The sequence below is a fragment of the Streptomyces sp. NPDC057743 genome, assembly GCF_042798755.1.
Lineage (GTDB): Bacteria > Actinomycetota > Actinomycetes > Streptomycetales > Streptomycetaceae > Streptomyces.
In genome coordinates this window covers 182,896-209,311 of sequence record NZ_JBHVJX010000005.1, presented here as the reverse complement: position 1 = coordinate 209,311, position 26,416 = coordinate 182,896, and the positions used below count along the sequence as shown (strand labels likewise).

Sequence of the window (26,416 nt, the reverse complement as noted above, 5' to 3'; positions counted from 1 at the left end):
GGAACAGACGCAAAAGAAACAGCCGCCAGACCAGGCCGTGACCTGTCTGGCGGCTGCTCACCGACCGCTCATCGACTGCCCAACTAGCGGCTGCCAAGCGGAGGGAAGCCCCTCAGGAGACGAGCGCCCCACGCTCCTCTGACCGCTGCCCAGGCACCCCGGTCGACTCCGCATCCGACTGCGGCCCCAACTCGCCGCCGACTACGGGATCGGCGGCCGTCAGACCCTCGCGATGGGCCTGGACGCCGGCGCGCACCGCCCAGAAGTAGAAGCCCAGCGCCGACACCCCGACCAGCGCGATGTCCACGCCACCCGGAATCACTCCGTGGCCGCCGAAGTCGCTGCTGCCCAGGGCCGACAGCGCCGAAAGCCACAGCAGGAAACCGATCAGCCACCAGGCAGCGGCGAACTGCCGGACCAGGTTCCGCTCGCCCCGGCGACGCTGCACCAGGGCCGCGATCGGCACCGAGACCAGCACGAGCAGGGTCACCTTGCCGGTGTTGGGCCACTTCGACCAGTACAGGGCGCAGGCGGCGAAGGCGAAGGTGATCGGGCAGAGCACCGACGCGGCCGGCAGACGGAACGGCCGAGGCAGCTCCGGCTTGGTCCGGCGCAGCACGCCCACCGCGATGGGGCCGATCAGATACGAGACGACCATGGCGGCCGAGACGACGCTGGCCAGCGCCTCCCAGCTGTGGCCGATGGTGAGCAACAGCAGCACGGAGACGCCCAGGTTGACCCACATCGCGGGGCGGGCGGTGCCGTAGCGGGGGTGCACCTCGGCGATCTTCTTGGGGAAGAAGCCGGTCTCGGCGAGGTTCTGCGCCATGTACGAGGCCGAGGCCACGTTGGCGATGTTGGCGCCGCACGGCGAGATGAACGCGCCGAACTGGAGCAGCGTGACGACCCAGTGCAGCATCAGCAGCTTGGCCAGGTCGGCGAAGGGGGAGGCGAAGTTGATCCCGTGCCACCCGGCGGCCTCGGCCAGCTTCTCCGGCGGCACCGAGCCGAGGAACGCGACCTGGAGGGCGAGGTAGATCACCAGGCCCAGGGAGAGCGCGCCGACCAGGGCGAGGGGGATGGCCCGGCCCGGGTTCCGGGCCGCGCCGCCGAGGTTGACGACCGCCTGGAAGCCGTTGAAGGCGAAGATGACGCCCGAGGTGGTGACGGCGGTCAGCACGGCCGACCAGCCGTTGGGGGCGAAGCCGCCGTGGTCGGAGAAGTTGCCGGTGTGGAAGCCGGAGGCGAGCAGGGCGACGACCGCGAGCACCGGGATGGCGAACTTCACCAGCGTCAGCATCGTGTTGGCCTTGGCCAGCAGCGCCACCGACCAGTAGCAGGCGAACCACAGGGCGAAGGTCAGGAACAGGGCCATCAGCGTGCCGGTGGCCGTGAGGCTGCCGTCGGAGACCAGCCCCTTGGCCCACCCGAAGCTCCAGGAGGACATGTACTGGGTGCCCGCGATCGACTCGATGGGGATCAGGGAGGCGATCGCGATCCACACCGCCCAACCGCTGACGAAGCCCAGCACCGGGCCGTGCGTGATCGAACCGAAGCGCGCCATCGCTCCCGGCAGCGGGTACGCGGCGCCGACCTCGGCGTACGACATGGCGATCATGCCGATGAAGACGGCGCCGATCACCCAGGCGACCAGCGCCGCGGGGCCGGCGACCTGTGCGGCCTGTCCGGCTCCGAAGAGCCAACCGGAGCCGAAGATCGACCCCAGCCCGATCATGATCAGGGCGAAGAGACTGAGGTTTTTCTTGTTGGCCGCGCTCATGTCCATGGCGGGCTACGTCCGTTCTGCTGTGCGAAGAGATCCAGACACACCTTAAATGAACTTTTTCGCAATTCCGCTCGTGCGATGCACCACTAACGATTATCGATTATCGATCAAAACCCGGAACCCCAGTCACTGCCTGGCTGGCCAGGGGTCGTTTTGGCCTGCTTTCCTGGGGGTGACGCCACCGATTCACCCCGTAAATGGCAGGCTGTCCCGCTGCCTGGATCCGACGGTGCCGAGGTGGCCGGAAATCGCTCAAAGATTCGATTTATGGGAAATGTGGCCCGCCGGTCCCGCGGGCGTCGAGTGGTGACTGGTCCTCGCCCCGGCCCGCGACCGGGCCCGGATGCGCGGCCAACCCTCGCGCCTTGACCTCAATCGCACTTCAGGTAAGAGCCTTGCGGCATGACACACGACACCACCGCTCCGCAGGATTCCCGGCCCTCCCAGGGGGAGTTGACCGCCCCTCAGCACACCGTTGCCGTCCCGTTGTCCGGCGCCACGCTGGATGAGCTTGCCGAGCAGACCGCCGCTGCAACGGTCATCGGCATCGGGGAGTCCACACGGTTCTCCCGGGAGACCTTCGAGGTCCGAGCCCAACTCTTCCGCCGACTCGTCCAGCGGCACGGATTCCGGGCACTGGCCGTACAGGACAGCGCCGGCGCCGCCGCCGACCTCGACAGGTATGTGCACACCGGCGAGGGCTCGGCCGAATCCGCCCTCGACGGTGCCTGGCGCCCCTGGCGCACCGCCGAGATGGCCGCGACGTTGGAGTGGATACGGGCGTTCAACCAGGACCACCCCCACGACCCCGTCCGGATCTTCGGCGTGAAACCCCTACAGGCACGGCCCGAGGACTACGACGCCGTCCTGGACCACGTACGGGACGCGGCGCCGGAACGGTGGGCGGAGGTGTCGTCCCACCTGGAGCCGATCCGGACCGCCCACCACACCGAGGAGCATGTGCAGCGCGCCCGGGGGACGCACCCGGGGCGGCCGTTCGTCGACCATGCCCGCGACGCGCTCGCGCTCATCCGCTCGTTGCCCGACGTCGGCCGCGCCGACCGTGCCGACGACATCCTGGCGCGCCTGCGTCTGATCGTGGACTTCCACGAACGCAGCGTCGCGGGGCGCGGCAACTATGCCGGCGACGCTGCCGTTTGGGCCGATGCCGTCGCTGACTTCCGGCGTCGGACGGGCCTGCGCGTCGTCTACTGGGACGGGATCGCGCACACCTCGGCGGCCCCCGTGACCCTGGGACTGGCACCCGAGCGCGGCCCGCAGCCGAGCGTCGGCAGCCTGCTGCGCGAGCGATACGGCACCGGGTACGTCTCCGTGGCCATCGGTTTCCATCACGGAGACCTCGGCGTCGTCACCGTGCCGGAGCCGGCCCAAGACCTGCTCGACGCGATGCTGGGCGAAGCGGAGTCGGCCGCCCACTGGCTGGACCTGCGCCTCGACGCCGTACGCCGACGATGGGACGGCCCCGCCAAGGCCCGCGTCGTCAGCGGTATCTACGACCCGTCCCGCGATGCCGCCGAACACCTCGCCGTCGCCAACCTCACCGACGCATTCGATGTGCTCATCCACATCCGCCAGGCATCCCCGGTGCGCTGGTTGTCGTGAGTGCTCCGTCAGGTGAGCCGGGCGAGGGCGGCCGCGCTGCGGGTGCCTGGTTCTGCGGTGTAGAGGACCAGGCGGAGGTCGGTGCCTGGCAGGAGCAGGGTTTGGCAGTCGAGATCGAGGTCGCCCAGTTCGGGGTGGCGCAGCTGCTTGCGCAGCGTCGGCACGGGGTGCACCTCGTGGTTGCGCCAGCTGGCGGCGAACTCCGGGCTGTGCGCGGCGAACTCGTTGACGAGTTCGCCCAGTACGCGCTCGCCCGGGTGCCGGGCGCTGGCCGCGCGCAGCTGGGCGGCCGACTGCCTGGCGAACTCGCCCTCCGCGCCGGCCGGTGCCGAGCAGAGCGTGCCGCCCAGCCGGATGGACAGCCGCACGATGTTGCGTTCCTCGGCGGGCAGCAGCCCGAAGTCGGTGAGCAGGGCGACCGCCGCGGCGTTCCAGGCAAGGATGGACTGCCGCTCGTTGACCAGGTAGCCGGGCATCGGCCCCAGCCGGTCCAGCAGTTGACGGGCGTCGGCGGGCACCGACGCCTCATCGAGGCCGGTCTCCGTGCCCGTCTCCGGCGGGGTCTGGCCGGCCAGGCGCGCCAGATGGTCGCGTTCCTCGGCGGTGAGCCGCAGCGCCGTGCCCAACGCGGCCAACACCTGCGGGGACGGGTGCGGTGCGCGGGCCTGTTCCAGGCGTTCGTAGTAGTTGGTCGAGACGCCGGCGAGGGCGGCGACCTCCTCCCGGCGGAGTCCGGGAGTGCGTCGGGCGCGCCGGCCCGGCGGATGGACCGCGGTCGCCGGCAGCTGCTCCGGGCGCAGGGCCTCCCGCCGGCGGCGCAGGAAGTCAGCCAGTTCACCTCTGCTCACCGGATCAGGTTGGCACAGCGGCGCCCGGCTTAGCCAGGGACCGGTGGTCCGGGGATCAACCGTCCGTTCCCGGGCGGCGGGCGCGCGCCCAGCCTGGAACGGTCACATCCCGCTGAACACCGGAGGACCACCGTGCCAGGCACACCCGAGGAGACCTTCCGCCGGCTGCTGGACCTGCTGCTGGCCAAGGACATGGACGCCGTCGCCGACCTGTGGGCGGCGGACGGCACCGCCGCGTTCCCGTTCGCCGTGGGGGCCGCGCCACGGCAGTTGGCCGGACGGGAGGCGATCCGCGCCTACCTGGCCGGCTACCCGGAACGGCTGGACGTACGGGCGGTGCCCGCGGTCACCGTCCACCGCACGGAACGGCCGGACACCATCGTGGTGGAGTTCACCGCCGACGGGCTCACGGTGCGCACCGGCGCGCCCTACCGGCTGGACTACATCGCGGTGATCACCGTCCGAGGCGGCCTGATCGTCCATTACCGGGACTACTGGAACCCGTTGGCCGCCGCCTCCGCGGCCGGCCAACTGCCCGAACTGCTCGACTCGCTGCACGCGGAGGCCACGCGATGACCGGCGTACTGATCACCGGAGGCACCGGCAAGACCGGCGGCCCGCTGGCGGAACTGCTGCGCCGCGACGGCGTGCCGGTCCGGGTGGCCAGCCGCCACCCCTCCGCCGGCGACCCCGACGCGGTGCGGTTCGACTGGAACGACCCGAGCACCCACCGGGCCGCACTGCGCGGGACGGACCGGGTCTATCTGGTGCCTCCGCTGCTCACCCTGGACCCGATGCCGCTGGTGGCGCCGTTCCTGGCCGAGGCCGAACGGCTCGGCGTGCGCCGGGTGGTGCTGCTCGGCTCCGCCGCCGAACTGCCGGACGCCCCCGGCCCGTTGGAGCTGGCCGAGCGGGTGCGGGCCCGGCCCGGGTGGGTCGTGCTGCGCCCGTCCGGGTTCATGCAGAACTTCCTCGGCCCGCACCCGTTGGGCGAGCGGATCCGGCGGCACGGCGAGATCCGCACCGCCGCCGGCGACGGTCGGCTCGGCTGGATCGACGCGCGGGACATCGCGGCCGCCGCCTCAGCCCTGCTGACCGCCCCCGCCCCGGAGTCCGACGACCGGCGCGACCACCTGCTCACCGGGCCGAAGGCGCTGAGCTACCAGGACGCGGCATCGATCCTCACCGCCCACACCGGCCGGCCGGTCCGCGTACGGCACGTCGAGGTGGACGAGTTGGCACACCACTTGCGCGCCGCCGGCCTTCCGGCCGAGTTCGCCGCCGCCCTCGCCGCCGTGGACGCCGACATCAGGGCCGGCCGGGAGGACGCCGTCAGCACCGCGGTCCTCGACCTGACCGGTCGCCCACCCCGCCCCTTCGCCGCGTTCGTCCGCGACCACGCGACGGAGTGGGCCGACGCCGGGTTGCCCGAACGCCGATGACGCACCGGCTCCACGCCCTCGCCCTCACGGTGAGGTCAGCGGCTCCTCCTGGTAGGCGCGGTGCAGCAGTTCCAGGAAGGTCGGGGCCGCCGGCAGCGGGACCGCGTCGATCCGGTGCACCGGCACCCCGGGCGTCCAGGAGTTCATCACCACGGCCCCGGCCAGCGCCGGCAGGTCGGCGGCGGTGATCTCCTGGACGCGCTGCGGCACGCCCGCCCGGGCCAACTGCCGCCGGACGATGCCCATCGTGGAACCGCCCAGCACCGCGGCCTCGGGCCACACCACGCTCTCGCCGTCCCAGAAGGCCAGGTTCCAGATCGTGCCCTCGCTGAGCCGTCCGCGGCGGTCGACGAAGACGGCGTCGTCGAAGCCCCGCGCCACGGCCTGCCGCAGGAAGTAGGTCTTGGCGACCTCGCCGACGTGCTTGACGGCCGGCAGGACCCGCTCGTACGCGACGGTCTCCAGCGCGAGCGGGCCCTCGGGCGCGGACGCGGGCGGCCTGGTACGGACCAGGAGCTCGGGTTCCACGTCCCGCCCGGCGCGGGTGAATTCGCCCTCGGGGGAGTAGGCGGTGGCGGTGAGGGAGAGGTCGGCCGGACCGGATTCCACCGCGGTCCGCAGGTACGACCGGACGCGGTCGTCGGGCAGGGCGCGGCCGAACAGCTCCACCGAGGCGTTCCGCAGCCGCTCCAAGTGGAGGTCGAGGCCCCGGATTTGGCCCCCGCGCACCTGGAGGGCGGTGAAGTGGGCGTAGCCGGCGAACGCGAGCGGCGCCAGCTCCGCCGCGGTCGCCGCCCGCCCGTTGCGCTGAACCACGAAGTTCTGCACGTCAGTTGACATCGCTTGGTGCACTCCAGGGGTCGTATCCGGCGCTGTGGTGACACCCGCACCGTAGAGCCTGACATCGGTGTGAGGGTCAAGTCCGGGTGGCGGGGATCACGCGACGGGGGAGGGCGGGGCGCTGGTCGAGGTGGGGCACGTCAGAACCCTTCCGGAGCTCCCCCCACCCGCGGGGGCCGGCTGTCGACCCAGGGGCCGACGGGTCCGGGCGGGTGACCTCGGGCGGTGCCTGCGGATGCGATCACCGGGGCGCCTGCATAGCGTCGACGGGGTGGCCGCGCGCCGTTCGTGCGAGGGGAGCGGCGGGGCGCGCGGGCGCGGGTGTGCGCCGGCATGCGCGCGTGGGGCCGGACATCGTTGCGCTGAGGAGATGTGTCATGCCCGCTCGTACGCTCAAGGACAAGGTCGTCGTGGTCGGCGGGGCCTCCAGGAATCTGGGTGGCCTGATCAGCCGGCATCTCGGCGAGCACGGCGCGAAGGTCGTGGTGCACTACAACAGCGACTCGTCCCGCGCCGACGCGGAGGAGACCGCCGCCGCGGTCAAACAGGCGGGCGGGGACGCGGTGACCCACCAGGCGGACCTCACGAAGGTGGCCGGCGTCGAGGGGCTCTTCGATGCCGCGATCGACGCGTTCGGGCGGGTGGACGCGAGCGTGAACACCGCGGGCATGGTGATCAAGAAGCCGGTGACCGAGACCTCGGAGGCCGAGTACGACCGGATGTTCGCGGTGAACTCCAAGGCGGCCTACTTCATGATGCGCGAGGCCGCCAAGCGCATCGACCGCGACGGCTCGATCATCACCATCGTCACCTCGCTGCTGGCCGCCTACACCGGTCTGTACTCGGTCTACGCCGGCAGCAAGGCGCCGGTCGAGCACTTCACCCGCGCGCTGTCGAAGGAGCTCTTCGGGCGCAACATCAATGTCAACAACATCGCTCCGGGCCCGATGGACACCTCGTTCTTCTACCCGGCCGAGACCGACGACTCCGTCGCGTTCCACAAGTCCTCGTCGATGAACGGCGAGTTGACGAAGATCGAGGAGATCGCGCCCTATGTGGTCTTCCTGATGACCGAGGGCTGGTGGCTCAACGGGCAGACCCTCTTCGTCAACGGCGGGTACACCACGCGCTGAGCGGGATCGGGAGAGAGGAGGGGGAGGGGCCGGTCCCGGAGTTGGGGCCGGCCCCTGGGGCGTTGGGGGGCGGTCAGCTGACCGCGTTGTCCACCGCGTTGTCGACCGTGTTCATGAAGTCCAGCATCCGCTGGTTGACCTCGTCGGCGTGGTCGATCTGCGGTCCGTGGCCGGTCTTGGCGACGATCTCGGCGCGGGCGCCCGGTATCAGGCGCGGCACGCGCTCGGCCTGTCGCTGCGGGTGCAGCAGGAGGCTGCGCTTGCCGAGGACCAGGTAGAGCGGGGTGCGGATGGTGGCCAGCTCGTCGTCGGACAGGGGGAGCGGGGCCGGGCGGCGGATGCGGTAGGCGCGCACGGCCAGGTGGACCATGCGGCGCAACTCCGGGACGACGAGCACCGGTTGCTCCAGCCAGGCCGCCAGCCGCGGCCGCAGCGCCTTGGGTGCGAACGTCGCGAAGAGGCTGGCGAAGATCCAGGTGAAGAAGCGCAGGCCCACCTTCTCCAGCCCGCCCGGGTCGAGCAGCGTGACGGAGGCGAGGCGGCCCGGCCGGCGGTGCACCTGGTTCAGGGCGAGCCAGCCGCCGTACGAGGTGCCGACCAAGTGGACGCGGTCCAGGCCGAGTTCGCCGAGGGCCTCGTCCAGCCACTGGGCGGCGCGCTCGGGTTGGTGGAGGGGTGCGCGCTGGACGCTGCGGCCGGGGTCGCCCGGGGTGTCGAGCGCGTACACCGGGCGGTCGGCGCTGAGGGCGGGGGTGTTGGGGTACCAGATGGCGGAGCAGGCGCCGGCGCCGTGCACCAGGACGATCGGGGTGCGGGACGCGGCGGCGGGGTCCGCGGGGTCGTAGCGGTAGACGTGCGTGGTGCCGAAGGAGGTCTCCACGTCGGTCTGGGCGCTCGCGGGTTCCCCCAGGGCGTAGAGCGCGTCGCAGGCCGCGAAGTAGCGCTCGCGCAGGGCGTCGCTGACATAGCGGCCGACGTCGGCCTGGGTGCGGGTCATGGTCTCGGACACGGCCACCTCCACGGGGTCGGATCTTCGTGATACGAACGTACCACGTTGTTGGTACGGCGGTATCATCAACCGGGTTGGCCGGGGCTTCCCGGCGCAGGACCTTGCCGTAGACCAGGGGAGACGCGACCGATGCCGAAGCGCGTGGACCATGCCGAACGCCGTACCGAGATCGCCGAGGCGCTGCTGCGGGTGGCGGGGCGACGCGGGCTGCACGCCGTGGGGATGCGGGACGTGGCCGCGGAGGCCGGCGTCTCGCTGCGGCTGGTGCAGTACTACTTCGAGACCAAGGAGAAGCTGCTGCTCTACGGCCTGCAACGGCTGGCCGAGGGGTTCGGGGAACGGGTCGCGGCCCGGGTCCGGGCCGCGGGGGACGACCCCGGGCCGCGGGCGACCGTCGAGGCGCTGCTGTTGGCGTCGCTGCCCACCGACGAGCAGAGCCGCACCTTCCACCTCGTCTACACCTCGTACGCCGTGCTGTCCGTCACCGACCAGGCGCTCGCCGCCCAGCCGTTCATCCGCAGCCCCGACGCCGCCGAGGACACCCTGACCCAACTCCTGGAGCGGGCCCGGGAGTCGGGCGCCACGCGACCCGGCGTCGAGGCCCGCGCGGAGGCCGTCAGCCTGCTCGCGCTGTCCGCGGGGCTCGGCACCAGCGTCCTCGTCGGCCAGCGCAGTGCGCGGTCCGCTGCCGAGATCCTGGACCGGCATCTGGACCGGATCTTCCGGGCGGGCGGCGGGCGTTCGCTGGCGGAGCGGGTGGGGGAGTGAGGCGGGGAGCACGCAGTCTCGGGCAGCCGCGGTCCGCGGTCGCCATACGGGCGGCGAGGTAGGCCGGTTCGTGGGGTGTCACTGCTGGTGGTGCCGCCATCGGGCGTCCAGCTCCGCCCACTCCTTCTCCCACTGGGCGTAGCGTCGGCGGTCGATCAGCCGGACGCCGGTCTTCCCCGCACCGAAGAGCAGCAACCCGGTGCCGGACGCGACCACCGTGCCGGCCACGACGCTCTCGGCCAGGGAGTCCGTCGGGGTGCTGGGGTTGCGCACCACCATCCCGTTCCGGTCCAGCCACACGGTCGTGCGGTCCCCGACGTGCATGCCGGGCGGCACGCTGGTCTCGCCGGTCCGCACGGTGTGGTCCGGGGCCGTCCAGCGCACCGTCGTCCGCACCCGGTCGCCGGTGGCGCTCCCGCTGTCGACGCCGCTGATCCGGGTCGCGGGCTCCCGCGCGATCACCGCGGAGGCCGCGTGCCAGCCGGCGCTCTGCCGGTTCGCCGCCGCGTCCACCGCATTGCCGGCCGCCACCCCCGCGGCCGGCGCCGCCACGGCGATGAGCACTCCCGTGGCCAGGACCAGCCAGGATTGCGCCACGTCCGTGCCGCGCCGCAGGGGACCTCGGCGCCAGGGCGGGCGGGGCTTAGCAAGAGGCATCACGCACCCCCTTCGCCTGCACTTCGAGCGTCCCACACCTGGGCGCCACCTCCCACACCACGGCGGACCGCGGCGGCCGGCCCGCCCTGCGGAACGGGGCGGAACGGTCGATCGTGGAAGGTGAACAGGGGAAACGTGCGCAGGCCGGGAACGGTCCTCGCGATCCCGGAGCACGATGGAAGCGGGAGCCGTAGGGAAGCCGTCGTGATCACCGCAGTGCGCCTGCCGTGGCGCCATGCCACGCGGTCGGCGAAGCCGGGGCCGCCGCGGGAGCCGCCCAAGCCGCCCGCCGCGCCAGGGCCCCCTGCCTGGCGGCCGTGGCTGCTGCCGATCATCCTGATCGCGGTGTTCGTCCTGCTGCTCAGCCGGCTGCACCAGCCCTCGGGCACCGCCCTCTCCTACAGCGCGTTCCTCGGCAAGGTGGACGCCGGGCAGGTCAAGACCGTCGACATCGACGACAAGGGCGGCGTCGCCGGGAAGCTCAAGGACGGCCGGGAGTTCACCACCCGGATTCCCACCGCGCTCGGCAACACCGGGCTGGAGAACCAACTGCGCGACAAGAACGTCGGCATCAACGCGTCCAGCAGTGCCGGCGGCGGGAGTTGGGTGGCGCCGCTGGCGTTCGTGCTGTTGCCGCTGTTCCTCCTCGGCGCGCTGTTCCTGTGGACCGGGCGGCAGGCCGCGCGCACGCTGAGCGGCGGGCTCAGCGGCATCGGCCGCTCCCGCGCCAAGATCATCGAGGCCGAGCGGCCCACCACCCGCTTCGACGACGTCGCCGGCTACGAGGGCGTCAAACAGGAGATCAGCGAGGTCGTCGACTTCCTGCGCCGCCCCGAGCGGTATGCGGTGGTCGGTGCCCAGGGGCCGCGCGGGGTGCTCATGGTCGGCCCGCCCGGCACCGGCAAGACGCTGATCGCCCGGGCCGTTGCCGGTGAGGCGGCGGTGCCGTTCCTGTCGGTGACCGGATCGGCGTTCGTGGAGATGTTCGTCGGGGTCGGCGCCTCCCGCGTCCGCGACCTCTTCGACGAGGCCCGCAAGCGCGCGCCGTCGATCATCTTCATCGACGAGATCGACGCCGTCGGCAGCCGCCGCGGCGGCATCCGGCTCGGCGGCAACGACGAGCGCGAGCAGACCCTCAACCAACTCCTCGCCGAAATGGACGGCTTCGACCAGAGCAGCGGCATCGTGGTGCTGGCCGCCACCAACCGCCCCGAGGCCCTCGACCCGGCACTGCTGCGCCCCGGCCGCTTCGACCGGCACGTCACCGTCCCGCTGCCCAACCAGACCGAACGCGCGGCGATCCTCGCCGTCCACGCCCGCGGCAAGAAACTGGCGCCCGACGTCGACTGGAACATCATCGCCCGCGCCACCCCCGGCTTCTCCGGCGCCGACCTCGCCAACCTCCTCAACGAGGCCGCCATCCACGCCGTGCGCGCGAGCGCCACCGTCATCACCGCCGGCGACCTGGACAGCGCCCGGGACCGGGTGCTGCTCGGACGCCGGGAGACCTCCAACGCCCTGCTCCCGGAGGAACGCCAGGCCGTCGCCGTCCACGAGTCCGGGCATGCCCTCGTGGCCGCGCTGTGTCCGCACGCCGACCCGGTCGCCAAGGTCACCATCCTGCCCTCCGGCCCCGCGCTGGGCGCCACCGAACAACTCCCGGAGGCCGAACGGCACCTCTACAGCGAGGGCTACCTCACCGACCTGCTGGCCGTCCGGCTCGGCGGTCGGGCCGCCGAGCTCGTGGTCTTCGGCGAGGGCTCGACCGGTGCCGCCGACGACCTGGCCGGGGCCACCCAGATCGCCGGCCGCATGGTCCGCGACTTCGGCCTCTCGCCGGCCCTCGGCCCGGTCGGCTACGCCACCACCGGCGCCGCGCACCGGCTCGGCGAGGAGGGCCCCGGCGAGGGCCTGCACCGCCCCTACTCCGAGCAGACCCAGCGCCTGATCGACGAGGAGGTCGCCCGCCTGGTCCGGGAGGCCGAGGAACGCGCCGTCGCCCTGCTCCGCGACCACCGCCCGGCCCTCGACCGCCTCGCCGACCTGCTCACCACCCGCGAGACGATCGACGGGGCGGTCGTCCTCGACGTACTGCGGCAGCCGCCGGGGGCGGGTAGCGGCATTCCGTAAGCGGGGCATTCCGTAAGGCGGGCCTACCGCCGTCGAGGCCCGCGTACCGCAGCAACGCGCCCGCGCCGTCCCGCAGTCGAAGCAGTCGCGTGGGGACGAGGGCCAGCTCCGCGCCCGTCCCCACCAGGGCGCGGCCCGGCGCCGCCTCCGCGCGTTCACCGCGGACCGTCCGCACACCGCACGGCCGTAACTCGCCCTCGTTCAGCGCGAGTTGCTTCGACTGGCGTCGAGCCGTTCGCCCGGCGTCCCGCGCGTCAGCGGCCACCGGCCGACCCGAGGGGCGGCGCTACACCGGGCCCCGCTCCTCACCCCAGGATGCGCCTGGTGCCGCCTCGGCGAGCGAGAATCGAAGGGAGGGCACGCGGGTGCGTGCGGGCCCCGCCAGGGTCCGCACCCCGCTCCGCGCCGGAAGGTGAGGTCCCACGATGTTCTGGTACGGGCACGGTGGCGGCGGCCTGGGGTGGCTCGCCGTCACGGTCGGCATGGTGCTGTTCTGGGCGCTGGTGATCACGGTCGCCGTACTGATCTTCCGCGCCCTGGTCCGCCCGGGAGCGTATGGCAGGGGTGGGGAGGGCCGCGGACACCCCGACTGGCGTCCCGGCGGTCCCGCGCCAGGGGCGGAGCAGATCCTCGCGGAGCGGTACGCCCGCGGCGAGATCGAGGACGAGGAGTACCGGCGCAGACTGGCGGTGCTCCGCGCCTCGCACGGCGGCCCGACGACACCGGACGCACCGGGAGGGTGATCGGCGGCGCGCGTGGCGAGGCCGGCACGCGGCCCCATGCCCCCGGCCCTCCCCGCGGCCGATCCGCCTCAGTGCAACTCTGCCTTGAGGACCACGATGATCAGGCCGAGTACGAGGTTCACCAGGGCCGAGGCCACCACCAGGCGGCGCGAGGCACCGGCGCGGATCGCCGCCGCGCTCGCCCAACCGACCTGCTCGGCCACGGCCACCGCGAGCGCGAACCACGCGGTCCCGGGCAGGTCCAGCCGCAGCAGCGGACTGATCGCCACGGCGATCGCCGGCGCCAGCGCGGCCTGCGCGATCGGCCACTCATGGCCTGCCACGTGCGAGATCCTGGCCCAGGTCAGGTGCCGGTACGAGGGCAGTTCGCCCACGAGCCGGGCGTAGACGTGCGCGAACCAGAAGACCAGGCCGGTGATGACCAGCAGCAGGATGAGCCCGGCCCGGGGGAACGGCCCGAACGCGGCGGTACCGGCCACGACGGAGGCGGCCTGGAGGGCGCCGTAGACCGCGCCCCCGTAATTGGCGCGGGGTGCGTGCGGCTCGTCCGGCCGCGCGCCACGCCCCCGTCCATCGTCGCCCGTCGGGCCTCCGGTGCCTGCGCCTTCCGTCATGCCCCACAGGATCACCGGGGACTTCCCGGCCCGCACGACGGGCCCGCGGGGGCGTGCGGACCATGGGGGTGAACGTTCGGCGGTGCCCTAACGGACCGGGCCGTCAGGCACCGCCCTTGGGGCCGCGCGGCACGACGAAGTCGGTGAGCTCCGCGCGGCCCGGCGCGAGGTCGGCCCACCCGCCGGGCAGCGTCAGCACCGCGAGCGCCGAGGTGGGGAACTTCTCCCGGGCCCGCGCGAGCGCCTCGTCGTCCCCGCCGCCGGTGAGCGACAGGACGAGGTCCTGTACGCCCGGCAGATGGCCGATCAACAGCGCGGTCCGCCACCGTTCCGGAACCGCCCGGACCACCTCCAACAGGGCCGCCCCGCTCGCCTGGTAGACCCGCGGCTCGAAGACCACCTCCGGAGCCGGGTGCGCGGCAGGGCTCGGACAAGGCGCCTGGGAAGCCGTGGAGGGCCGGAGTGCTGGGGGTGTCTGGGGCGTCTCCGGTGCCTGCTCCGGTGCCTGCTCCGGCTCCGACGGGCCGAGTTCCGCGGCGATGCGTTCCCAGGTTTCGCGGGTGCGGCGGGACGTCGAGCAGAGCACCACGTCCGGGGCGCAGTGCCGCTGCCGCAGCCACCGGCCGGCCGCCGGGGCATCCCGACGGCCCCGGCCCGCGAGCGGACGCTCGTGATCGGGCACCCCCTCCGGCCAGGCGGATTTCGCGTGCCGCAGCACGATCAAGCGGGTGTGCGCACTACCGGGGACACTCAACGAAGAACCGCCCTCACGCCAGGGGAACCAACCTCAGGAGAACCGGCCCACGCCACAGAGCCGCTGCCGAGCCGGCGCTGCCCGCAGACTACCCGCTGGAGCGTGCGGGGCGGTCGGGTGGGCGCGCCCGCGCGCCAGGCGGCGCACGCGGCAGGGTCGGTGCGCCAACCGGGCGGTCATGGCCGAGACGTGACGTGTTGTGGTGCGTACCTGGGACGGTGAGCCGGCACGCTCAATGTGCCACCAGGCCAGGTAAGTTGGCGCAAATTGACGGCCCATCAGAGGGGATCGTCCGTGAACACTCCAGTACCTCGGTGGTTCGGCCTAGGCGTCCAGTTCGATGTCGCAGAGGGGGACGGCCTGGCAGCTGAGGATCTGGTCCTCGGGCAGGTCGTCGGCGGGGGCGACGAGGTGGGCGACCTGGCCGTTGAGGAGGGGGACGGCGCAGCTTTCGCACTGGCCGAGTCGGCAGCCGTTGGGGAGGGTGAGCCCCGCCTTCTCGCCGAGTTCGAGCAGGGTGCCGTCCCCGCTGGTCCAGGTCAACTCGCGCTGCGAGCGGGCGAAACGGACGGTTGCGGTGGCGTTCGGGGGGAGTCCGACGGCGCGTGGGGTGGCGTGGAACCGTTCGGCGAAGATGTCGAACTTCGGCACGCCGCGCGCCGTCAGTCCGTCGGTCAGCGCGTCGATCATGTCCTGCGGGCCGCAGAGGTAGAAGCGGGCGCGGCGGCGGACGAGTGCGGGGTCGATGTGGTGCGCGGCGATGCGGCCGGTGGCGGTGTAGTGCTCGCCGGGGCGGTCGGTGGCGTCGGGGCGGCTGTAGTGGTCGATCACCGTGAGTTGGGGGATGGACCGTTGCAGTTCCGCGATCCGGGTCGCATAGGCGTGGGTGCGGCGGTTGCGATTGCCGTAGTGCAGTACGACCTGGGGTACCGAACCGCCGTTGGCCGCCAGGGTTTCGAGGTAGCCGAGGAAGGGGGTGATGCCGACGCCGGCCGCGAGCAGGACCACCGGCTGGTCGTGGTCGGTGGGGATCGCGAAGCTGCCCGAGGGTGCGGTGACGAGTACCCGGGTGCCTGGGGCCAGGTCGCGGTGGACGAGGGGGGAGAGGGCGCCGCCGTCGACGCGGCGCACGGCCAGTCGGTAGGTCCCCGACGCGTCGTTGCCTGCCGGGCCGGTGAGGGAGTAGGCGCGGGTGGTGGGGTTGCCTGTCTGGGCCAGGGTGATGTGTTGCCCGGGGCGGAAGGCGGGGAGCGGCCCGCCGCCGACGGGCCGCAGCAGCAGTTCGCGGATGTCGTCGGTCACCGCATGGGTCGTGTCGACGATGAACTCCCGTGCCCCGCCCCATGATTGGGTGGGAACCCGCCGGAGGTCGCAGGCGGTGGAACGCAGCGGGACCGCGCCGCTGACCGGGTCGTGCGCGGTGTCGTCGATGAGGAGGTTGTAGTTCTGCTCGCCGTCGGCCAGGGGGTTGGAACCGGGCAGGGCGAGGTCGGGGGAGCTCTGCCACCAGCCGTAGTCGGCGAGCACGGTGTTGGGGTGCAGGCCGGGGTCGATGCGGGCGCGCATCCGGACGGTGGCGTTGCGGGTCCTGATTTCCACCAGGTCGTCGTGGCCGATGTCGCGGTCGGCCGCCACCTGTTCGCCGATCTCGACGAGGGGTTCGGGGTAGCGCTTGCGCAGGGAGGACAGGCCGCGCTGTTGACTGTGGCAGTAGTAGCCGTTCTTTGCGCAGGTCAGGGTCAGCGGGAAGGCGGGGTCGGTGGGCGGGTCGGTCGGCTCGGGCACGGGGGAGTAGCCGTGGTCGAGGAGGCGCTGCGAGTACAGCTCGACGCGCCTGGTGGGGGTGGCGAAGCCGGTCACCCGGCCGTCGTGCCCGGTCTCGGCGTACTTCCGGTACCGCATCGGTAGCGGCACGTCGATGCCGCCGGGTGCCTGGCGGAGCTGGTCCACGGTCAGGCCGAGGGGCCGGAGTTGGTGGTTCCAGGCGGCCTCGATGTCGCCGTCGAAGAACTCCGTGCCGAGGCCGAGCCGGCCCGCGAGGTCGAAGACCAACTCCAGCTCGGAGCGGGTTTCGCCGAGCGGATCGAGCATCCGGGGGCGTAGTTGTACGCGCTGTTGGGCCTGGTGGGAGCCCTCGAAGCCGGCGCGCAGCCCCTCCCTCTCCCAGGGCGTGCTGGCGGGCAGGAGGAGGTCCGCGAAGCGCGAGGTGGGGTTCTCGAACAGGTCGATGTGGACGCCGAATTCGAGTTGGCGCAGGGCCTGCGCGGTGCGTCGGGGGTCGGGTTGGGACAGCAGCATGTTGCCGCCGAAGGAGACGAGGGCCCGCACCGGGTAGGGGTCGCCGTCGATGATGGCCCGGCACAGGTCGCGCGAGGTGATCCAGCCGGATGCCGGCGGGCCGAGGGGACGTTCGGCCAGTCCCAGTGCCTTGGCCGCCTGCTCGGGGGCGAGCGGTCGGGCGGCGGCGGTGAGGGGCTGTTGCGGCAGGACGACGTTGCCGCCGGGGGCGTCGTAGCTGCCGGTGAGCGCGTACAGGGTGGCGATGGCGCGGTCGGTCTGGGTGGCGTCTGCGTGTTGGCCGACGCCGGTCCAGGTGCCGTAGCTGACGGACCGGGCGGTGGCCAGGTCGTCGGCGAAGGCGGTGAGGGCGTCGGCGTCAACTCCCGTTACGTCGACGGTGCGTTGGAGCGGCCAGGCGGCCACGGCGTCGAGATACCGTTGGAAGGCGGGCCGGCAGGTGAGCGTCCCGGAGCGGGTGTGGACGCGGTAGCTGCCGCGCAGCGCGAAGCGGTCCGGTGCGGTGGCGGCGAACGCCGTGTCGTAGATCTCGGGGCCGCGGCCGGCCTCGTCCCAGACGACGAAACCGGCCTGGCCGGGGGCGAGTTCATCCGCGGTCAGGAAACGGCCGCTGTCCTCGCGTATCAGGAGCGGGCCGTTCGTCCAGGAGCGCAGGAAGTCCTGGTCGCCGCCGTGGCGGCGCAGGACGAGGTCGGCGAGCCCGAGCGCGAGGGCGGCGTCGGTGCCTGGCCTGACCCGCAGCCAGTGGTCGGCCTGCATCGCGCTGGTGGTCCGGCGGGGGTCGATGACGGCGAGTCGGGCCCCGCGGGCGCGCGCCTCGGCGAGGGCCGCCGAGCGCGCCAGCCAGGTCTTGGCCGGGTTGTGCCCCCAGAGCACCGTCAGGTCGGTGGCGGGGAAGTCGGGGGCGGGCTGGCCGGTGCCGAAGGTGAAGGCGTGCGCGAAGTCCTTGTGCCAGTTGCAGTTCTCGGTGGCGTAGCAGATGTTGGGGCTGCCGTAGAGATGGATGAAACGTTCCACCCACTCGATGGAGTCGCTCATCGGGGTGGCGCTGGGGGAGGTGACCGAGAACGCGACGCTCTCGGGTCCGGTGGTGTCCCGGAAGTACGCCAGGCGTTCGCCGATCTCCGCCATGGCCTCCTCCCAACTGATCTCCCGCCAGCGGGGGTCGGGGTCGCTGCGCGGTGTCGTGCGGCGCAGTGGGCGGGTCAGTCGGGCCGGGTTGCGGACGAGTTCGGGGGCGGCCCGGCCCTTGGGGCACAGCGCCGCGCCGGTGGGGTGGTCGGGGTCCGGGCGCACGCCCACCATCGCGCCCGACTCGATCTGGTAGATCGCGCCGCAACGGGACTTGCAGAGGGTGCAGTAGCCACGTGCCTCGGTCATGAGCGTCAGGTCTCCCGGTGTGGGTGGGGTTGATGGGCTCGCTTTCCTCCTCGACCTTCGGAGAATACCCCTAGGGGGTATATTGATCAAGGGGTGGGCGGCGAAGTCGTTGAGTCCTGGGAGTGTTGAGGGGCGAAGCCGCCAACCGTTAGGGTCGACTGCGACATCGCGTGCCGGTCGTCGACTGGGCGAGGCATGGAGGTGTCGGGACATGCCCTCGGAGGCATTCCTTGCCAGTCGACTTGAACCACACGATCGTCCACGCCCGGGACAACCGGGAGTCCGCCGCATTCTTCGCGGAGCTGTTGGACCTCGAAATCACCGAGGAATGGGGCCCGTTCATCGCGATCGGCCTCAACAACGGCATCACGCTGGACTTCGCCACCATCCCTGACGGCCAATTCGCCCCGCAGCACTACGCCTTCCTGGTCTCCGACGCGGAGTTCGACGCGGCCTACGCACGGATCAGGCAACGCGGCATCGAGCACTACGCCGACCCGCATCGACGACGGCCCAACGAGATCAACCGCAACGACGACGGCCGGCGGGTGTACTTCCTGGACCCGGCCGGGCACTTCATGGAGCTGATGACTGTGTGCGTCGAGAAGTAGTGCCTGGGCATGGCCGCGTCTCCGGGTGGGGCCTGGCGCCAAGGTCGCAGGGCCCCACCCCGTTGATCGAAGCCCTCCTCGACGCTTGCAGGGGAGACGGAGGGCTTCGCCTCTGCGCGAGACGTTGCGGGCGAGGCGCCGACAGGGCGTCGTAAGTACGTGCGTAGCTCCTCAACTCCCCAACTCTCCAGTTCCTCGGGTCATGTCCTTGTGGCATGGCCCGAGGTTGCCTGTCCCAGCTGTCTGGCAACGCAACTCCTCGTGGTCGCGCGGAAATTGAGTGGCCCGGGGGCTCCGGTGCGGGAGAAGGTGCGTTCGGCGTATGGCTATGGGGGCCGGCGGCTGCTGTGGGTGGCCCCCGCAAGGAGAGGAGCGTGGGGACTGTGACGACGGGAGCGGCGGTGGCGGTGGGCAGTGGCGTGCGCGTCAGGCTGGTGAAGGCGGGGCGGACGAAGGTGCAGTACCCCGCGACCGTCGTGAGCGACGACGGGACGCGTGCCGTGGTGCGGGCCCAATGGGCGAGGCCCACGGTCCGGGACTTCGGGTTCGTGCGGTTCGAGCCGGGCGACGTCTTCACCGAGCACTACTGGCGTGACCGTTGGTACGCGGTCAAGGAGGTGCGGGGCGCCGACGGCACGGTCAAGGGCTGGTACTGCGATGTGGTGCGCCCGGCGCGGATAGGGGCCGACGAGATCGAGGTCGAGGACCTGGACCTGGATCTGTGGCAGTCGGCCGACGGCGCGCGCGTGCTCCGGCTGGACGAGGACGAATTCGAGCAGAGCGGGATCGAGACGCGCGATCCGGCGGCGGCGGCCGAGGCACGGCGTGCCCTGGACACCCTCGAAGAGCTCGCCCGCGGTGGGAACTTGCGCACGCTGTGAGCTCGTGCTGCGAGCGTGCCTGGCGTGGGTTGTCGACCTGTTGACCGGCGCGTTCGGGCTGGTCATGGTGGCGAGTTGCCGGATCGGCGGGGTTGTGTCTGGGAGTGCGGTGGTGGGGCCGGTGTTGGGGCGTGGCCCGGTGCGATTGCCTGGGCGGCGGGGCGGGATCAGAGTGGGAGGGAGGCGGAAGATGTGGGCGCGTTCGTAGGGAGGCGCACCGCAATGACTGAGGCACTCTCCCGCCGGGAGCGTTTTCTCCTGGCACAGATCGAACAGGACCTGAGCGCGGAGGACGCCGCGCTGGACCGCCGCCTGACGACCATGCGTTGGGACGCTCCGGGGCCGCAGCCATCGACGGCCACCCGACTCGACAATGAACCGGGTGCCCGCTCGGTGTGCGCCATGTTCCGGGGCCTGTTGGCCAGGGCCGGCACGGCCGTCGCGGCGGCCGTGGTGTCGGTGTGCGCCTCGGTCTGGGGACTGGCGCTCGCCTGCCTGGCCCGGCTCGTCTGCCGGTGGTCGCGCCCCCGGAACGTACATGACTGGGGACCGGGCGACTGAACCCGGCAGCGGCGCACGAAGGCCGTGCGGTGCGCGATCGGTCGTGAGCGGTGGGTGTGGGGCGCGGTGCGCCCGGTCCGGCCCCCGCGCGGCCAGCGGAAGGGAGCGACATGGGGATGTTTCCGGCGCCGCCGTCGATCGAGGGGCTCACCGCGGTGGTCACGGGCGGCTCGCGCGGACTGGGGTTTCTCATGGCCCGGGAGCTGATGGCCCGCGGTTGCGATGTGGTGCTGTTCGCCCGCGACGGGGACGAGCTGCACCGGGCGGTCGGCCGGCTCACGCCGTCCACCGTGGGTTCCGTACGCGGCGCGGTCTGCGATGTGCGGGACAAGGCCGCGGTACGGGAGCGCATCGACGAGGTCGTCGACGGCAACGGGCGCCTGGACATCGTCGTCGCCAACGCCGGCATCATCCAGGTGGGGCCGGCCGACGCGCTCGGCACGGAGGGGTTCCACGACGCGATGGACGCGATCTTCAACGGCACGTTGAACACCGCGTTCGCCGCGCTTCCCCATCTGCGCAGCAGCCCGGCGGGCGGCAGGCTGGCGCTGATCGGTTCCGTGGGCGGGCTGCTGGCGGTGCCGCACCTGCTGCCGTACTCGTGCGCCAAGGCATCGGTGGCCGTCCTGGCCGAGGGGTTGCACGCGGAGGAGTCGCCGCACGGCGTTTCCGTGACCGGGATCCACCCCGGGTTGCTGCGGACCGGCTCGCATCTCCATGCCCAATTCGGTGGTGACCGGCGGCGCGAGTACGCCTGGTTCCAGGCACTGGCGGGTGCGCCGGTGCTGTCCATGAACGCGGAACACGCGGCGGAACGCATCGTGACGGCGGTGCAACGCCGGCGTCCGCGGATCGTCCTCAGTCCGTTGGCCAAACTGGGCGCGGTGGCCCACGGCCTGGCGCCGGCCACCACGACGCGGCTGACCACGGCGGCGGGCCGGTTGTTGCCCACCGGCGGTGGACCGGGAACGGCCGAGGGGATCGAGGTCCAGGCACAGGGCCAGGCGCCGGCACCTCGCCTGCGGGAGTGGTTGGGAGTGCTCAACGAACGGGCGGCCGACCGCTTCAACCAACGGGGGCGGCACGACGGCGCCTGAGCCCGTGGAAGTGCAACGCGGGGTGCCTGGCGGCCAGTTCGGCTTCGAGCCGGTGTGCGCCGTCGGTGGTGGGGAGCCAGGCCGTTACCAGGAGGTTGTGCGGCCCGGCGATGGTGGCGATGAATCGGATGCTGGGCGGGACGGCCAACGACGGCCAACACGCGGGCGACGGAGTCGAGTTCAGCGGGGCGTGGGGCGGACCTCGAAGCCGCTGAGCCGTTCCGGCTCCTCGTCGCGGATCTCCACGTGCGTCACCTCGGCGGCCGGCGGCCCCTGGTGCGCCCAGTCGACCATCCGCGCGACGCCCTCCTCGGCACCCTCGAAGACCGCCTCGACCTCCCCGCCGGGCAGGTTGCGCACCCATCCCGAGACGCCGCTCTCGGCGGCGGTTTGGCGGCAGGTGTCCCTGAAGAAGACTCCCTGCACCGTTCCGGACACGATCACGTGCTTCCTTAGCATGAGCAGGACTGTAAGGGAAGGGACGCGGCCGGGGGTTGATCTCCGGGCCCGGCGCGCCCCTGGGGCCGGTCCGATGGTTCAGGGTCGGACCGGCCCTACGCGATCGGCGGTCAGATGCGGTCGTCGGCCGGTGCGACGTGCTTGCGGTACGCCGCGTCGAGGTCGCGGACCTCCACGGAGGCGTGCACCGTCAGGCCCGTCGCGGCCGCGGTGTGGTGGCGCACCAGGTCGAGCGCCACCTCGCCGAGCGTGGCCTTGGCCTCGGCGGTGCGACCCGGCAGGATCGCGAAGTCCAGGTGGATCAGGGCTTGTTGGGGATCGTCGTGGGCGATGACGGCGTCGTCGACGCACCGGAAGCGGGTCTTGCAGCTCTCGACGGTGATGCCGTCGACGGTCTTCGCGGCGAGGGCGTGCAACTCGCGGGCGAAGCGTCGGCGGTCGAGGAACTCCCGTAGCGAGGCGTCGTAGTCGACGGTGATCTGCGGCATGTGGGGTCTCCTCCCCGGGGCGTGGGGCGTGGGGCGTGGGGCGTGGGGCGTGGGGCGCGTGGGGGCGTAGGGCGAACGGTGGTTCGGGACAGCAACGTTAATCGAGCGATCGGCCGCGGTCACTAGGGGCCTTGGTGGGGTGATGAGGCACGCCCGAGGGGCCTGGGTCCTGGGCCCTGGGTTGGGGTGTTACGCGGCGGACCCGTCCGTTCCGAGGCGTACGTTTCCGGTTCGTTTGTATTTCGCCCGTCTTCTCCCCCTGTCGCTTTGGCGTCCGGCAGGTTGCTGAAGAGCCCATGACATAGCGAGGGCGCCTCCGGGTGATCACCCTGGAAGGGCAACACCCCCGCACTGCACCGCCGTTGCGCCGCACCTGTCCGCAACTCGCCGCGTCCGCCCAGGAGGTCCGATGAAGTCCCTTCAGCTGCTCGGTATCGCGCTGCTCGGCCTCGCGCTGGCCACCGGCCCGACCGCCGGGCGAACGACCGCCCACGCCGGCCGAGGCGCCGAGGCCCCGGCCGCGCACCCGACCGCCGGCCAGTCGGGCGAGGACAGCGGCTGGGGCTGACGCCCCCGGACCGTGGCCTCCCCGACGGCCGCCGCGCGCCATCCGCCGTCCCCGCCGTCCCGCCTCATCCGCCGTCCCGGGCCATCTGCCGCCCTGAGCCATCCGTCGTCCCGAGCCATCCCGCACCATCGGAGGAAAGGTGTCTGAGAAAAGCCGGCTACCCCCGGCTCTCCAGTTATTCGTCGACGAACTCGCGCTCTGCGTGGCCACTTACGGGGACAAGGGGGCCGCCCTCCTGTGGACCGAGGCCGACGAACATCTCCTCCTGCTGTACCACGTATGGCTGTTGGGCCGCCTGTCGTCGATGCCTGGCCTGCCCGTGTCTGGCGCGCCCGTGTCTGACACGCCCGTGTCTGGCGTGCCCGTCTCTGACATGCCGGAGTCCAGCGGCCCGGTTGCCGCCGGTCCGGAGGCCGCGCCGCTCGCCGCCGCCCTCGGCCGGACCCTCGGCTGCTCCGTGCGGGCGTACTACCACGTACTGCCCGTGGGAGGGGCCAGCGAGCGGGTCGGCTTCGGCGACGACGAGGTGACCCTGAGCGTCGCCGAAGGTGCCTGCCGGATGCGCCTGTGGTCGCTCACGGGCACCGAGTGCGCGGCGCCGGACCTACGGTTGCGGGAGGGCGAGTCGCTCTTCGTGCCCGGCGGCCACGTCTACAAGGTGTCGGACGTGCACACCCCAACCGTCCTGCTGGTGCTCGTTCTTGGCGAGCAGGTCTGAGGATTTGGTGGGATTTGGCGGGATGGTGCCAAGGGGGCGGTGGCCTCAGACGGCGACGCCGTCGCGGACAGGCACCTCCGCCTTCGAGCCGCCCACTGCCTTGGTATCCGTTGCCTGGTCATCCGTTGCCTGGTGGTCCGTTGCCTGGGTGCCCGTCTCCGAGACGCCTGGCGGGGGCTCGTCGACCGACAGCAGCCCTCGGGTCGCTGCCGCCACCCCGGCCTGGAAGCGACTCTCCGCCCCCAACATCTGCATGATGTCGGCGATATGGCGGCGTACCGTCCGCAGCGACATGCCCAGCCGACGCGCGATCGTCTCGTCCTTCACCCCGGCCGCGAGCAGCCGCAGGATGGTCCGGTCGAGGTCCTTGGCGACGGACTCCAGCCCGTCCTCGGCGGCGTCGGAGAAGGGTTGGGCCAGTGCCCAGGACTGCTCGAAGAGGTTGCACAGGAAATGGACCACGGACGGCTGCCGGATCACCACCGCGCCCCAAGTGCCGCGGTGATCGGGCAGGAAGGCCAGCTTCCGGTCGAAGATGATGGCCCGGCCGAACAGTTGGTGTGCGGTGCGGTACTCCGCCCCCATCGCGCTGACCGTGGCCACGTATGCCTGGCTGGGGCTGTTGAAGCGGGCGGTGTGGTGGTACAGCGTGCGGATGGCGACCCCGCGCCGCAGCAGCTCGGTGTCCCGGGCCAGGGCTTCCTTGAGCACCTCGGGGCGTCGGGTGCCGCCTGGCTGGACGGTCAGCATCTCCTCCCGGCACTCGTCGGCGGCCCGGTTCAGCGCGGCCCGCACCTCGGTGGGGCCGGGGATCGTGGACAGGTCCGAGGGCGCGCTCCGCAACCCGTCGCCGTAGTACTCGGCGAGCCGGGCGAACTGGTCGTGCACGGTGCGCAGTTGGGTCTGTTGCCGGCGGATGGACTCCTTCAGCGGGCCGGTGACGACCGCCGCGACGAGCTGGGGATCGACGGCCCACAGTCGGCCGTCCTCGTCCGCGTCCGGCTGTACCAGTCCGAGCCGTTCCAACTTCTCGACGGCCCGGTGGATCTGCTCCTCGGGCAGCTCCTCCGCCTGCGCTACCTGGGCGGTCGCCAGGCAACCGTGCCGCGCCACCCACCGGTAGACGGCGACCTCCACGGCGTCGAGCCGATGCCCGGCGGCGAGCACGTCATCACCGGTCTGCTGGCTCATCCATAGCTCCTCTGCCGTTGTCCGGCGCAGGGGGAAGGAGCGCGCGATCGCCCCGCTCCTGCTCCCGCCCACCTCGTCCGTTACCGGACCTGCGCCCGGCCCCGCCGACGTGTCGTAAGGGGCGCCGGAACTTGACTATGCACAGTCCGGTACGAACCTGTCCAAGACACGTTCATCATCGGCCTCATAACCATTGGGCATGGCACCCCTACGTCCCCCCTAGATCCGCTCAACTTCCCCATTTTCCCCAACCTTCCCTATTCATCGTGCAGATGGGGAAGGTTAAGGTACTCTCATGAGTGATCGTTTCTACACCGTGGAGCAGGTGGCCTCCTGGTTGGAGCTGCATGTCCGCACCGTCCGGAACTACGTCCGCGACGGGCGGCTCCCCGCGGTCCGGATCGGCAAGCAGTACCGCATCGCCCACGAGGACCTGGAGACCTTCACCGGCCGCCCGGTCCCCGCGCCGGACGGCGCAACTGCCGGGCGGCCGCGCCACAGTGAGGCGTCGACCATCGTCGAGATCGAGGACATCGACCGCGACACGGTCGACCGCCTGAGCACGATGCTGATGGCCGCGGCCGCCGACCGGGGGCCGGGCTCCCGGTCGCTGCGGATCGAGACGGTCCATGACAGGGAACGGGCCCGGATGAAGGTCATCGTCCTCGGCGGACTGGCTGACACGGCCCGGCTATTGGAATGCATAGAGGGGGTGCTCGCGTCATGAGAACGCGCGCAGAGAAGAACGCAACGACGAGCCAACCGACGACAAGCCGACCAACGACAAGCCGACCAACGACAAGTCAACCGACGGCAAGCCAATCGACGACAAGTCAACCGGCGGCGACGCAACGGAAGGCAACGCCGTCGGCCGGGCCCTCGGGCGGCACGTCGGCGGGGGCGAGCGCCCTCTACGACTCCGAGGCCGGGGCGGCGGCGATCCTGGGCCGGTACCAAGAGGTGCTGGACGACTGGCCGGTGCCGGCGGAGCAGATGCGGGTGCCGACCAGGCACGGAGAGACCTTCGTCGTCGTCTCCGGGCCGGCGGACGCGCCGCCCGTCCTGCTGCTGCATGGCTCGGGGGCGAACGCCTCGATGTGGCGCGACGACATCGCCGCCTGGTCCAGGCACTTCCGCACCTACGCCGTGGACACCATCGGCGAGCCCGGCTACAGCGCCCCCACCCGCCTGCCCCTGGCCTCCGACGGCCATGCGGACTGGCTGGACGACGTGTTGACGGCCCTCGGCGTCGACCAGACGGCCGTGGTGGCGACGTCGCTCGGCGGATGGTTGGCGCTGGACTACGCGAACCGCCGCCCGGAGCGGGTGACGCGACTGGCACTGCTCTGCCCCGGCGGCGTCGGACGGCAGCGCATGGGCTGGCTGTTCAAGGCGCTGCTGCTACGGGCCCTCGGCCCGAAGGGCGTACGGCGGTCGGCACAGAAGGGAACGGGCCTGGAAGCCCCGGAGTTCGCACCCGTCCTCGACACCGTCGTCCTGACCTTCAGGCACTTCAAACCGCGCATGGAACGACTCCCGACCTTCACCGACGAGGAGTTGGGCCGGCTGACCATGCCGGTCCTGACGATCGTCGGCGGCCGCGACGCCCTCTTCGACTCGGCACGGACCGCCCGCCGGATGCGCGCCCACGTGCCCCACGCCCAAGTGCACCTCCTGCCCGAACACGGCCACGCCCTCCTCGGCCAGACCGCCACCGTCCTTGATTTCCTGCGCGGTCGACGAGCAGGGGACGCGCGCCCGTCACGAACTGACTGACACTGGGCAGCGCCCTGGGGCTCCGGCGGTTTGCCGGACCG

Annotated in this window: 26 protein-coding genes; 15 read left to right on the top strand and 11 right to left on the bottom strand. The window is 72.0% G+C overall.

What is annotated here, in order from left to right:
* Window positions 1-112: 112 nt before the first annotated feature.
* On the bottom strand, window positions 113-1,786 hold the full coding sequence (locus tag ACFVFQ_RS07775; protein ID WP_383410499.1) for an APC family permease: 1,674 nt from the start codon (window positions 1,784-1,786) through the stop codon (window positions 113-115).
* 402 nt (window positions 1,787-2,188) lie between these two features.
* Here ACFVFQ_RS07775 and ACFVFQ_RS07770 point away from each other — a divergent pair, with 402 nt between their 5' ends.
* Complete coding sequence (locus tag ACFVFQ_RS07770; protein ID WP_383410496.1) at window positions 2,189-3,409, top strand: erythromycin esterase family protein; 1,221 nt, start codon at window positions 2,189-2,191, stop codon at window positions 3,407-3,409.
* Window positions 3,410-3,417: 8 nt separating this feature from the next.
* Here the strand turns inward: ACFVFQ_RS07770 and ACFVFQ_RS07765 are convergent, their stop codons facing one another.
* The gene (locus ACFVFQ_RS07765; protein WP_383410493.1) at window positions 3,418-4,257 is read right to left on the bottom strand and encodes a helix-turn-helix transcriptional regulator; all 840 of its coding nucleotides are present in this window, start codon (window positions 4,255-4,257) and stop codon (window positions 3,418-3,420) included.
* Between the two features lie 132 nt (window positions 4,258-4,389).
* Here ACFVFQ_RS07765 and ACFVFQ_RS07760 point away from each other — a divergent pair, with 132 nt between their 5' ends.
* Both ACFVFQ_RS07760 and ACFVFQ_RS07755 read left to right on the top strand, forming a co-directional pair.
* A complete protein-coding gene (locus ACFVFQ_RS07760; RefSeq protein WP_383410490.1) occupies window positions 4,390-4,833 on the top strand; it encodes a nuclear transport factor 2 family protein in 444 nt (147 codons plus the stop codon).
* Window positions 4,830-5,699, top strand: a complete 870-nt coding sequence (locus tag ACFVFQ_RS07755) for an ergot alkaloid biosynthesis protein (protein ID WP_383410488.1) — start codon at window positions 4,830-4,832, stop codon at window positions 5,697-5,699. The genes ACFVFQ_RS07760 and ACFVFQ_RS07755 overlap by 4 nt, the downstream gene beginning before the upstream one ends.
* A 24-nt stretch (window positions 5,700-5,723) precedes the next feature.
* Here ACFVFQ_RS07755 and ACFVFQ_RS07750 read toward each other — a convergent pair whose 3' ends face one another.
* On the bottom strand, window positions 5,724-6,539 hold the full coding sequence (locus ACFVFQ_RS07750) for an aminotransferase class IV family protein (RefSeq protein WP_383410485.1): 816 nt from the start codon (window positions 6,537-6,539) through the stop codon (window positions 5,724-5,726).
* A gap of 377 nt (window positions 6,540-6,916) precedes the next feature.
* Here ACFVFQ_RS07750 and ACFVFQ_RS07745 point away from each other — a divergent pair, with 377 nt between their 5' ends.
* Window positions 6,917-7,672, top strand: coding sequence for an SDR family oxidoreductase (locus ACFVFQ_RS07745; RefSeq protein WP_383410482.1), 756 nt, complete (start codon window positions 6,917-6,919; stop codon window positions 7,670-7,672).
* A 73-nt stretch (window positions 7,673-7,745) separates the two neighbouring features.
* Here the strand turns inward: ACFVFQ_RS07745 and ACFVFQ_RS07740 are convergent, their stop codons facing one another.
* Window positions 7,746-8,681 carry an alpha/beta fold hydrolase gene (locus ACFVFQ_RS07740; RefSeq protein WP_383410479.1) on the bottom strand — a complete coding sequence of 312 codons (936 nt, stop codon included), beginning with the start codon at window positions 8,679-8,681 and terminating at the stop codon, window positions 7,746-7,748.
* Window positions 8,682-8,810: 129 nt separating this feature from the next.
* Here ACFVFQ_RS07740 and ACFVFQ_RS07735 point away from each other — a divergent pair, with 129 nt between their 5' ends.
* Window positions 8,811-9,449 (top strand): TetR/AcrR family transcriptional regulator, encoded by a 639-nt coding sequence (locus ACFVFQ_RS07735; RefSeq protein ID WP_383410476.1) that lies wholly within the window; start codon window positions 8,811-8,813, stop codon window positions 9,447-9,449.
* A 78-nt stretch (window positions 9,450-9,527) separates the two neighbouring features.
* Here ACFVFQ_RS07735 and ACFVFQ_RS07730 read toward each other — a convergent pair whose 3' ends face one another.
* The gene (locus ACFVFQ_RS07730; protein ID WP_383410471.1) at window positions 9,528-10,106 is read right to left on the bottom strand and encodes a hypothetical protein; all 579 of its coding nucleotides are present in this window, start codon (window positions 10,104-10,106) and stop codon (window positions 9,528-9,530) included.
* Between the two features lie 204 nt (window positions 10,107-10,310).
* On the opposite strand from ACFVFQ_RS07730, the gene ftsH reads away from it, so the two are divergent.
* Both ftsH and ACFVFQ_RS07720 read left to right on the top strand, forming a co-directional pair.
* Window positions 10,311-12,236, top strand: coding sequence for an ATP-dependent zinc metalloprotease FtsH (gene ftsH / locus ACFVFQ_RS07725; RefSeq protein ID WP_383410468.1), 1,926 nt, complete (start codon window positions 10,311-10,313; stop codon window positions 12,234-12,236).
* Window positions 12,237-12,661: 425 nt separating this feature from the next.
* Window positions 12,662-12,979 carry an SHOCT domain-containing protein gene (locus ACFVFQ_RS07720; RefSeq protein WP_383410465.1) on the top strand — a complete coding sequence of 106 codons (318 nt, stop codon included), beginning with the start codon at window positions 12,662-12,664 and terminating at the stop codon, window positions 12,977-12,979.
* 68 nt (window positions 12,980-13,047) lie between these two features.
* On the opposite strand, the gene ACFVFQ_RS07715 is transcribed toward ACFVFQ_RS07720, so the two are convergent.
* From ACFVFQ_RS07715 to ACFVFQ_RS07705, 3 genes are all read right to left on the bottom strand, one after another.
* Window positions 13,048-13,593, bottom strand: coding sequence for a hypothetical protein (locus ACFVFQ_RS07715; protein ID WP_383410462.1), 546 nt, complete (start codon window positions 13,591-13,593; stop codon window positions 13,048-13,050).
* A 103-nt stretch (window positions 13,594-13,696) separates the two neighbouring features.
* Window positions 13,697-14,347: a SixA phosphatase family protein gene (locus ACFVFQ_RS07710; protein ID WP_383410459.1), complete on the bottom strand. Its 651-nt coding sequence runs from the start codon at window positions 14,345-14,347 to the stop codon at window positions 13,697-13,699.
* A gap of 324 nt (window positions 14,348-14,671) precedes the next feature.
* Window positions 14,672-18,025, bottom strand: coding sequence for a molybdopterin-dependent oxidoreductase (locus ACFVFQ_RS07705; RefSeq protein WP_383410456.1), 3,354 nt, complete (start codon window positions 18,023-18,025; stop codon window positions 14,672-14,674).
* Between the two features lie 230 nt (window positions 18,026-18,255).
* Here ACFVFQ_RS07705 and ACFVFQ_RS07700 point away from each other — a divergent pair, with 230 nt between their 5' ends.
* The 4 genes from ACFVFQ_RS07700 (at window position 18,256) to ACFVFQ_RS07685 (ending at window position 21,175) form a co-directional block, all read left to right on the top strand.
* Window positions 18,256-18,636, top strand: a complete 381-nt coding sequence (locus ACFVFQ_RS07700) for a VOC family protein (RefSeq protein ID WP_383410453.1) — start codon at window positions 18,256-18,258, stop codon at window positions 18,634-18,636.
* A gap of 383 nt (window positions 18,637-19,019) precedes the next feature.
* Window positions 19,020-19,517: a DUF402 domain-containing protein gene (locus ACFVFQ_RS07695; RefSeq protein ID WP_383410799.1), complete on the top strand. Its 498-nt coding sequence runs from the start codon at window positions 19,020-19,022 to the stop codon at window positions 19,515-19,517.
* A 222-nt stretch (window positions 19,518-19,739) separates the two neighbouring features.
* The gene (locus tag ACFVFQ_RS07690) at window positions 19,740-20,078 is read left to right on the top strand and encodes a DUF3040 domain-containing protein (RefSeq protein WP_383410450.1); all 339 of its coding nucleotides are present in this window, start codon (window positions 19,740-19,742) and stop codon (window positions 20,076-20,078) included.
* Window positions 20,079-20,188: 110 nt separating this feature from the next.
* On the top strand, window positions 20,189-21,175 hold the full coding sequence (locus ACFVFQ_RS07685) for an SDR family NAD(P)-dependent oxidoreductase (RefSeq protein WP_383410447.1): 987 nt from the start codon (window positions 20,189-20,191) through the stop codon (window positions 21,173-21,175).
* A gap of 180 nt (window positions 21,176-21,355) precedes the next feature.
* On the opposite strand, the gene ACFVFQ_RS07680 is transcribed toward ACFVFQ_RS07685, so the two are convergent.
* Together ACFVFQ_RS07680 and ACFVFQ_RS07675 are read right to left on the bottom strand one after the other, a co-directional pair.
* Window positions 21,356-21,634: an acylphosphatase gene (locus ACFVFQ_RS07680; RefSeq protein ID WP_383410444.1), complete on the bottom strand. Its 279-nt coding sequence runs from the start codon at window positions 21,632-21,634 to the stop codon at window positions 21,356-21,358.
* A gap of 110 nt (window positions 21,635-21,744) precedes the next feature.
* Complete coding sequence (locus ACFVFQ_RS07675) at window positions 21,745-22,122, bottom strand: 5-carboxymethyl-2-hydroxymuconate Delta-isomerase (RefSeq protein ID WP_383410442.1); 378 nt, start codon at window positions 22,120-22,122, stop codon at window positions 21,745-21,747.
* 409 nt (window positions 22,123-22,531) lie between these two features.
* Between ACFVFQ_RS07675 and ACFVFQ_RS07670 the strand changes: the two genes are divergently transcribed.
* Both ACFVFQ_RS07670 and ACFVFQ_RS07665 read left to right on the top strand, forming a co-directional pair.
* Entirely contained in the window at window positions 22,532-22,690 is a 159-nt protein-coding gene (locus ACFVFQ_RS07670; RefSeq protein WP_383410439.1) for a hypothetical protein, read from the top strand.
* A 358-nt stretch (window positions 22,691-23,048) separates the two neighbouring features.
* Window positions 23,049-23,408: a hypothetical protein gene (locus tag ACFVFQ_RS07665; protein WP_383410436.1), complete on the top strand. Its 360-nt coding sequence runs from the start codon at window positions 23,049-23,051 to the stop codon at window positions 23,406-23,408.
* Window positions 23,409-23,453: 45 nt separating this feature from the next.
* On the opposite strand, the gene ACFVFQ_RS07660 is transcribed toward ACFVFQ_RS07665, so the two are convergent.
* Entirely contained in the window at window positions 23,454-24,599 is a 1,146-nt protein-coding gene (locus ACFVFQ_RS07660; protein WP_383410434.1) for a LuxR C-terminal-related transcriptional regulator, read from the bottom strand.
* A gap of 295 nt (window positions 24,600-24,894) precedes the next feature.
* Here ACFVFQ_RS07660 and ACFVFQ_RS07655 point away from each other — a divergent pair, with 295 nt between their 5' ends.
* Window positions 24,895-25,326 (top strand): helix-turn-helix domain-containing protein, encoded by a 432-nt coding sequence (locus tag ACFVFQ_RS07655; protein ID WP_383410431.1) that lies wholly within the window; start codon window positions 24,895-24,897, stop codon window positions 25,324-25,326.
* Window positions 25,327-25,559: 233 nt separating this feature from the next.
* Window positions 25,560-26,375 carry an alpha/beta fold hydrolase gene (locus ACFVFQ_RS07650; RefSeq protein ID WP_383410428.1) on the top strand — a complete coding sequence of 272 codons (816 nt, stop codon included), beginning with the start codon at window positions 25,560-25,562 and terminating at the stop codon, window positions 26,373-26,375.
* The last annotated feature ends 41 nt before the right edge of the window (window positions 26,376-26,416 follow it).

What these genes read in the sequence shown, in the direction of transcription:
- ACFVFQ_RS07775 (WP_383410499.1), bottom strand. Translation starts at nt 1,786, where the DNA reads ATGGACATGAGCGCGGCCAACAAGAAAAACCTCAGTCTCTTCGCCCTG.
- ACFVFQ_RS07770 (WP_383410496.1), top strand. Translation starts at nt 2,189, where the DNA reads ATGACACACGACACCACCGCTCCGCAGGATTCCCGGCCCTCCCAGGGG.
- ACFVFQ_RS07755 (WP_383410488.1), top strand. Translation starts at nt 4,830, where the DNA reads ATGACCGGCGTACTGATCACCGGAGGCACCGGCAAGACCGGCGGCCCG.
- ACFVFQ_RS07750 (WP_383410485.1), bottom strand. Translation starts at nt 6,539, where the DNA reads ATGTCAACTGACGTGCAGAACTTCGTGGTTCAGCGCAACGGGCGGGCG.
- ACFVFQ_RS07745 (WP_383410482.1), top strand. Translation starts at nt 6,917, where the DNA reads ATGCCCGCTCGTACGCTCAAGGACAAGGTCGTCGTGGTCGGCGGGGCC.
- ACFVFQ_RS07735 (WP_383410476.1), top strand. Translation starts at nt 8,811, where the DNA reads ATGCCGAAGCGCGTGGACCATGCCGAACGCCGTACCGAGATCGCCGAG.
- ACFVFQ_RS07730 (WP_383410471.1), bottom strand. Translation starts at nt 10,106, where the DNA reads ATGCCTCTTGCTAAGCCCCGCCCGCCCTGGCGCCGAGGTCCCCTGCGG.
- ACFVFQ_RS07720 (WP_383410465.1), top strand. Translation starts at nt 12,662, where the DNA reads ATGTTCTGGTACGGGCACGGTGGCGGCGGCCTGGGGTGGCTCGCCGTC.
- ACFVFQ_RS07715 (WP_383410462.1), bottom strand. Translation starts at nt 13,593, where the DNA reads ATGACGGAAGGCGCAGGCACCGGAGGCCCGACGGGCGACGATGGACGG.
- ACFVFQ_RS07705 (WP_383410456.1), bottom strand. Translation starts at nt 18,025, where the DNA reads ATGACCGAGGCACGTGGCTACTGCACCCTCTGCAAGTCCCGTTGCGGC.
- ACFVFQ_RS07690 (WP_383410450.1), top strand. Translation starts at nt 19,740, where the DNA reads ATGACTGAGGCACTCTCCCGCCGGGAGCGTTTTCTCCTGGCACAGATC.
- ACFVFQ_RS07685 (WP_383410447.1), top strand. Translation starts at nt 20,189, where the DNA reads ATGGGGATGTTTCCGGCGCCGCCGTCGATCGAGGGGCTCACCGCGGTG.
- ACFVFQ_RS07680 (WP_383410444.1), bottom strand. Translation starts at nt 21,634, where the DNA reads ATGCTAAGGAAGCACGTGATCGTGTCCGGAACGGTGCAGGGAGTCTTC.
- ACFVFQ_RS07675 (WP_383410442.1), bottom strand. Translation starts at nt 22,122, where the DNA reads ATGCCGCAGATCACCGTCGACTACGACGCCTCGCTACGGGAGTTCCTC.
- ACFVFQ_RS07670 (WP_383410439.1), top strand. Translation starts at nt 22,532, where the DNA reads ATGAAGTCCCTTCAGCTGCTCGGTATCGCGCTGCTCGGCCTCGCGCTG.
- ACFVFQ_RS07660 (WP_383410434.1), bottom strand. Translation starts at nt 24,599, where the DNA reads ATGAGCCAGCAGACCGGTGATGACGTGCTCGCCGCCGGGCATCGGCTC.
- ACFVFQ_RS07655 (WP_383410431.1), top strand. Translation starts at nt 24,895, where the DNA reads ATGAGTGATCGTTTCTACACCGTGGAGCAGGTGGCCTCCTGGTTGGAG.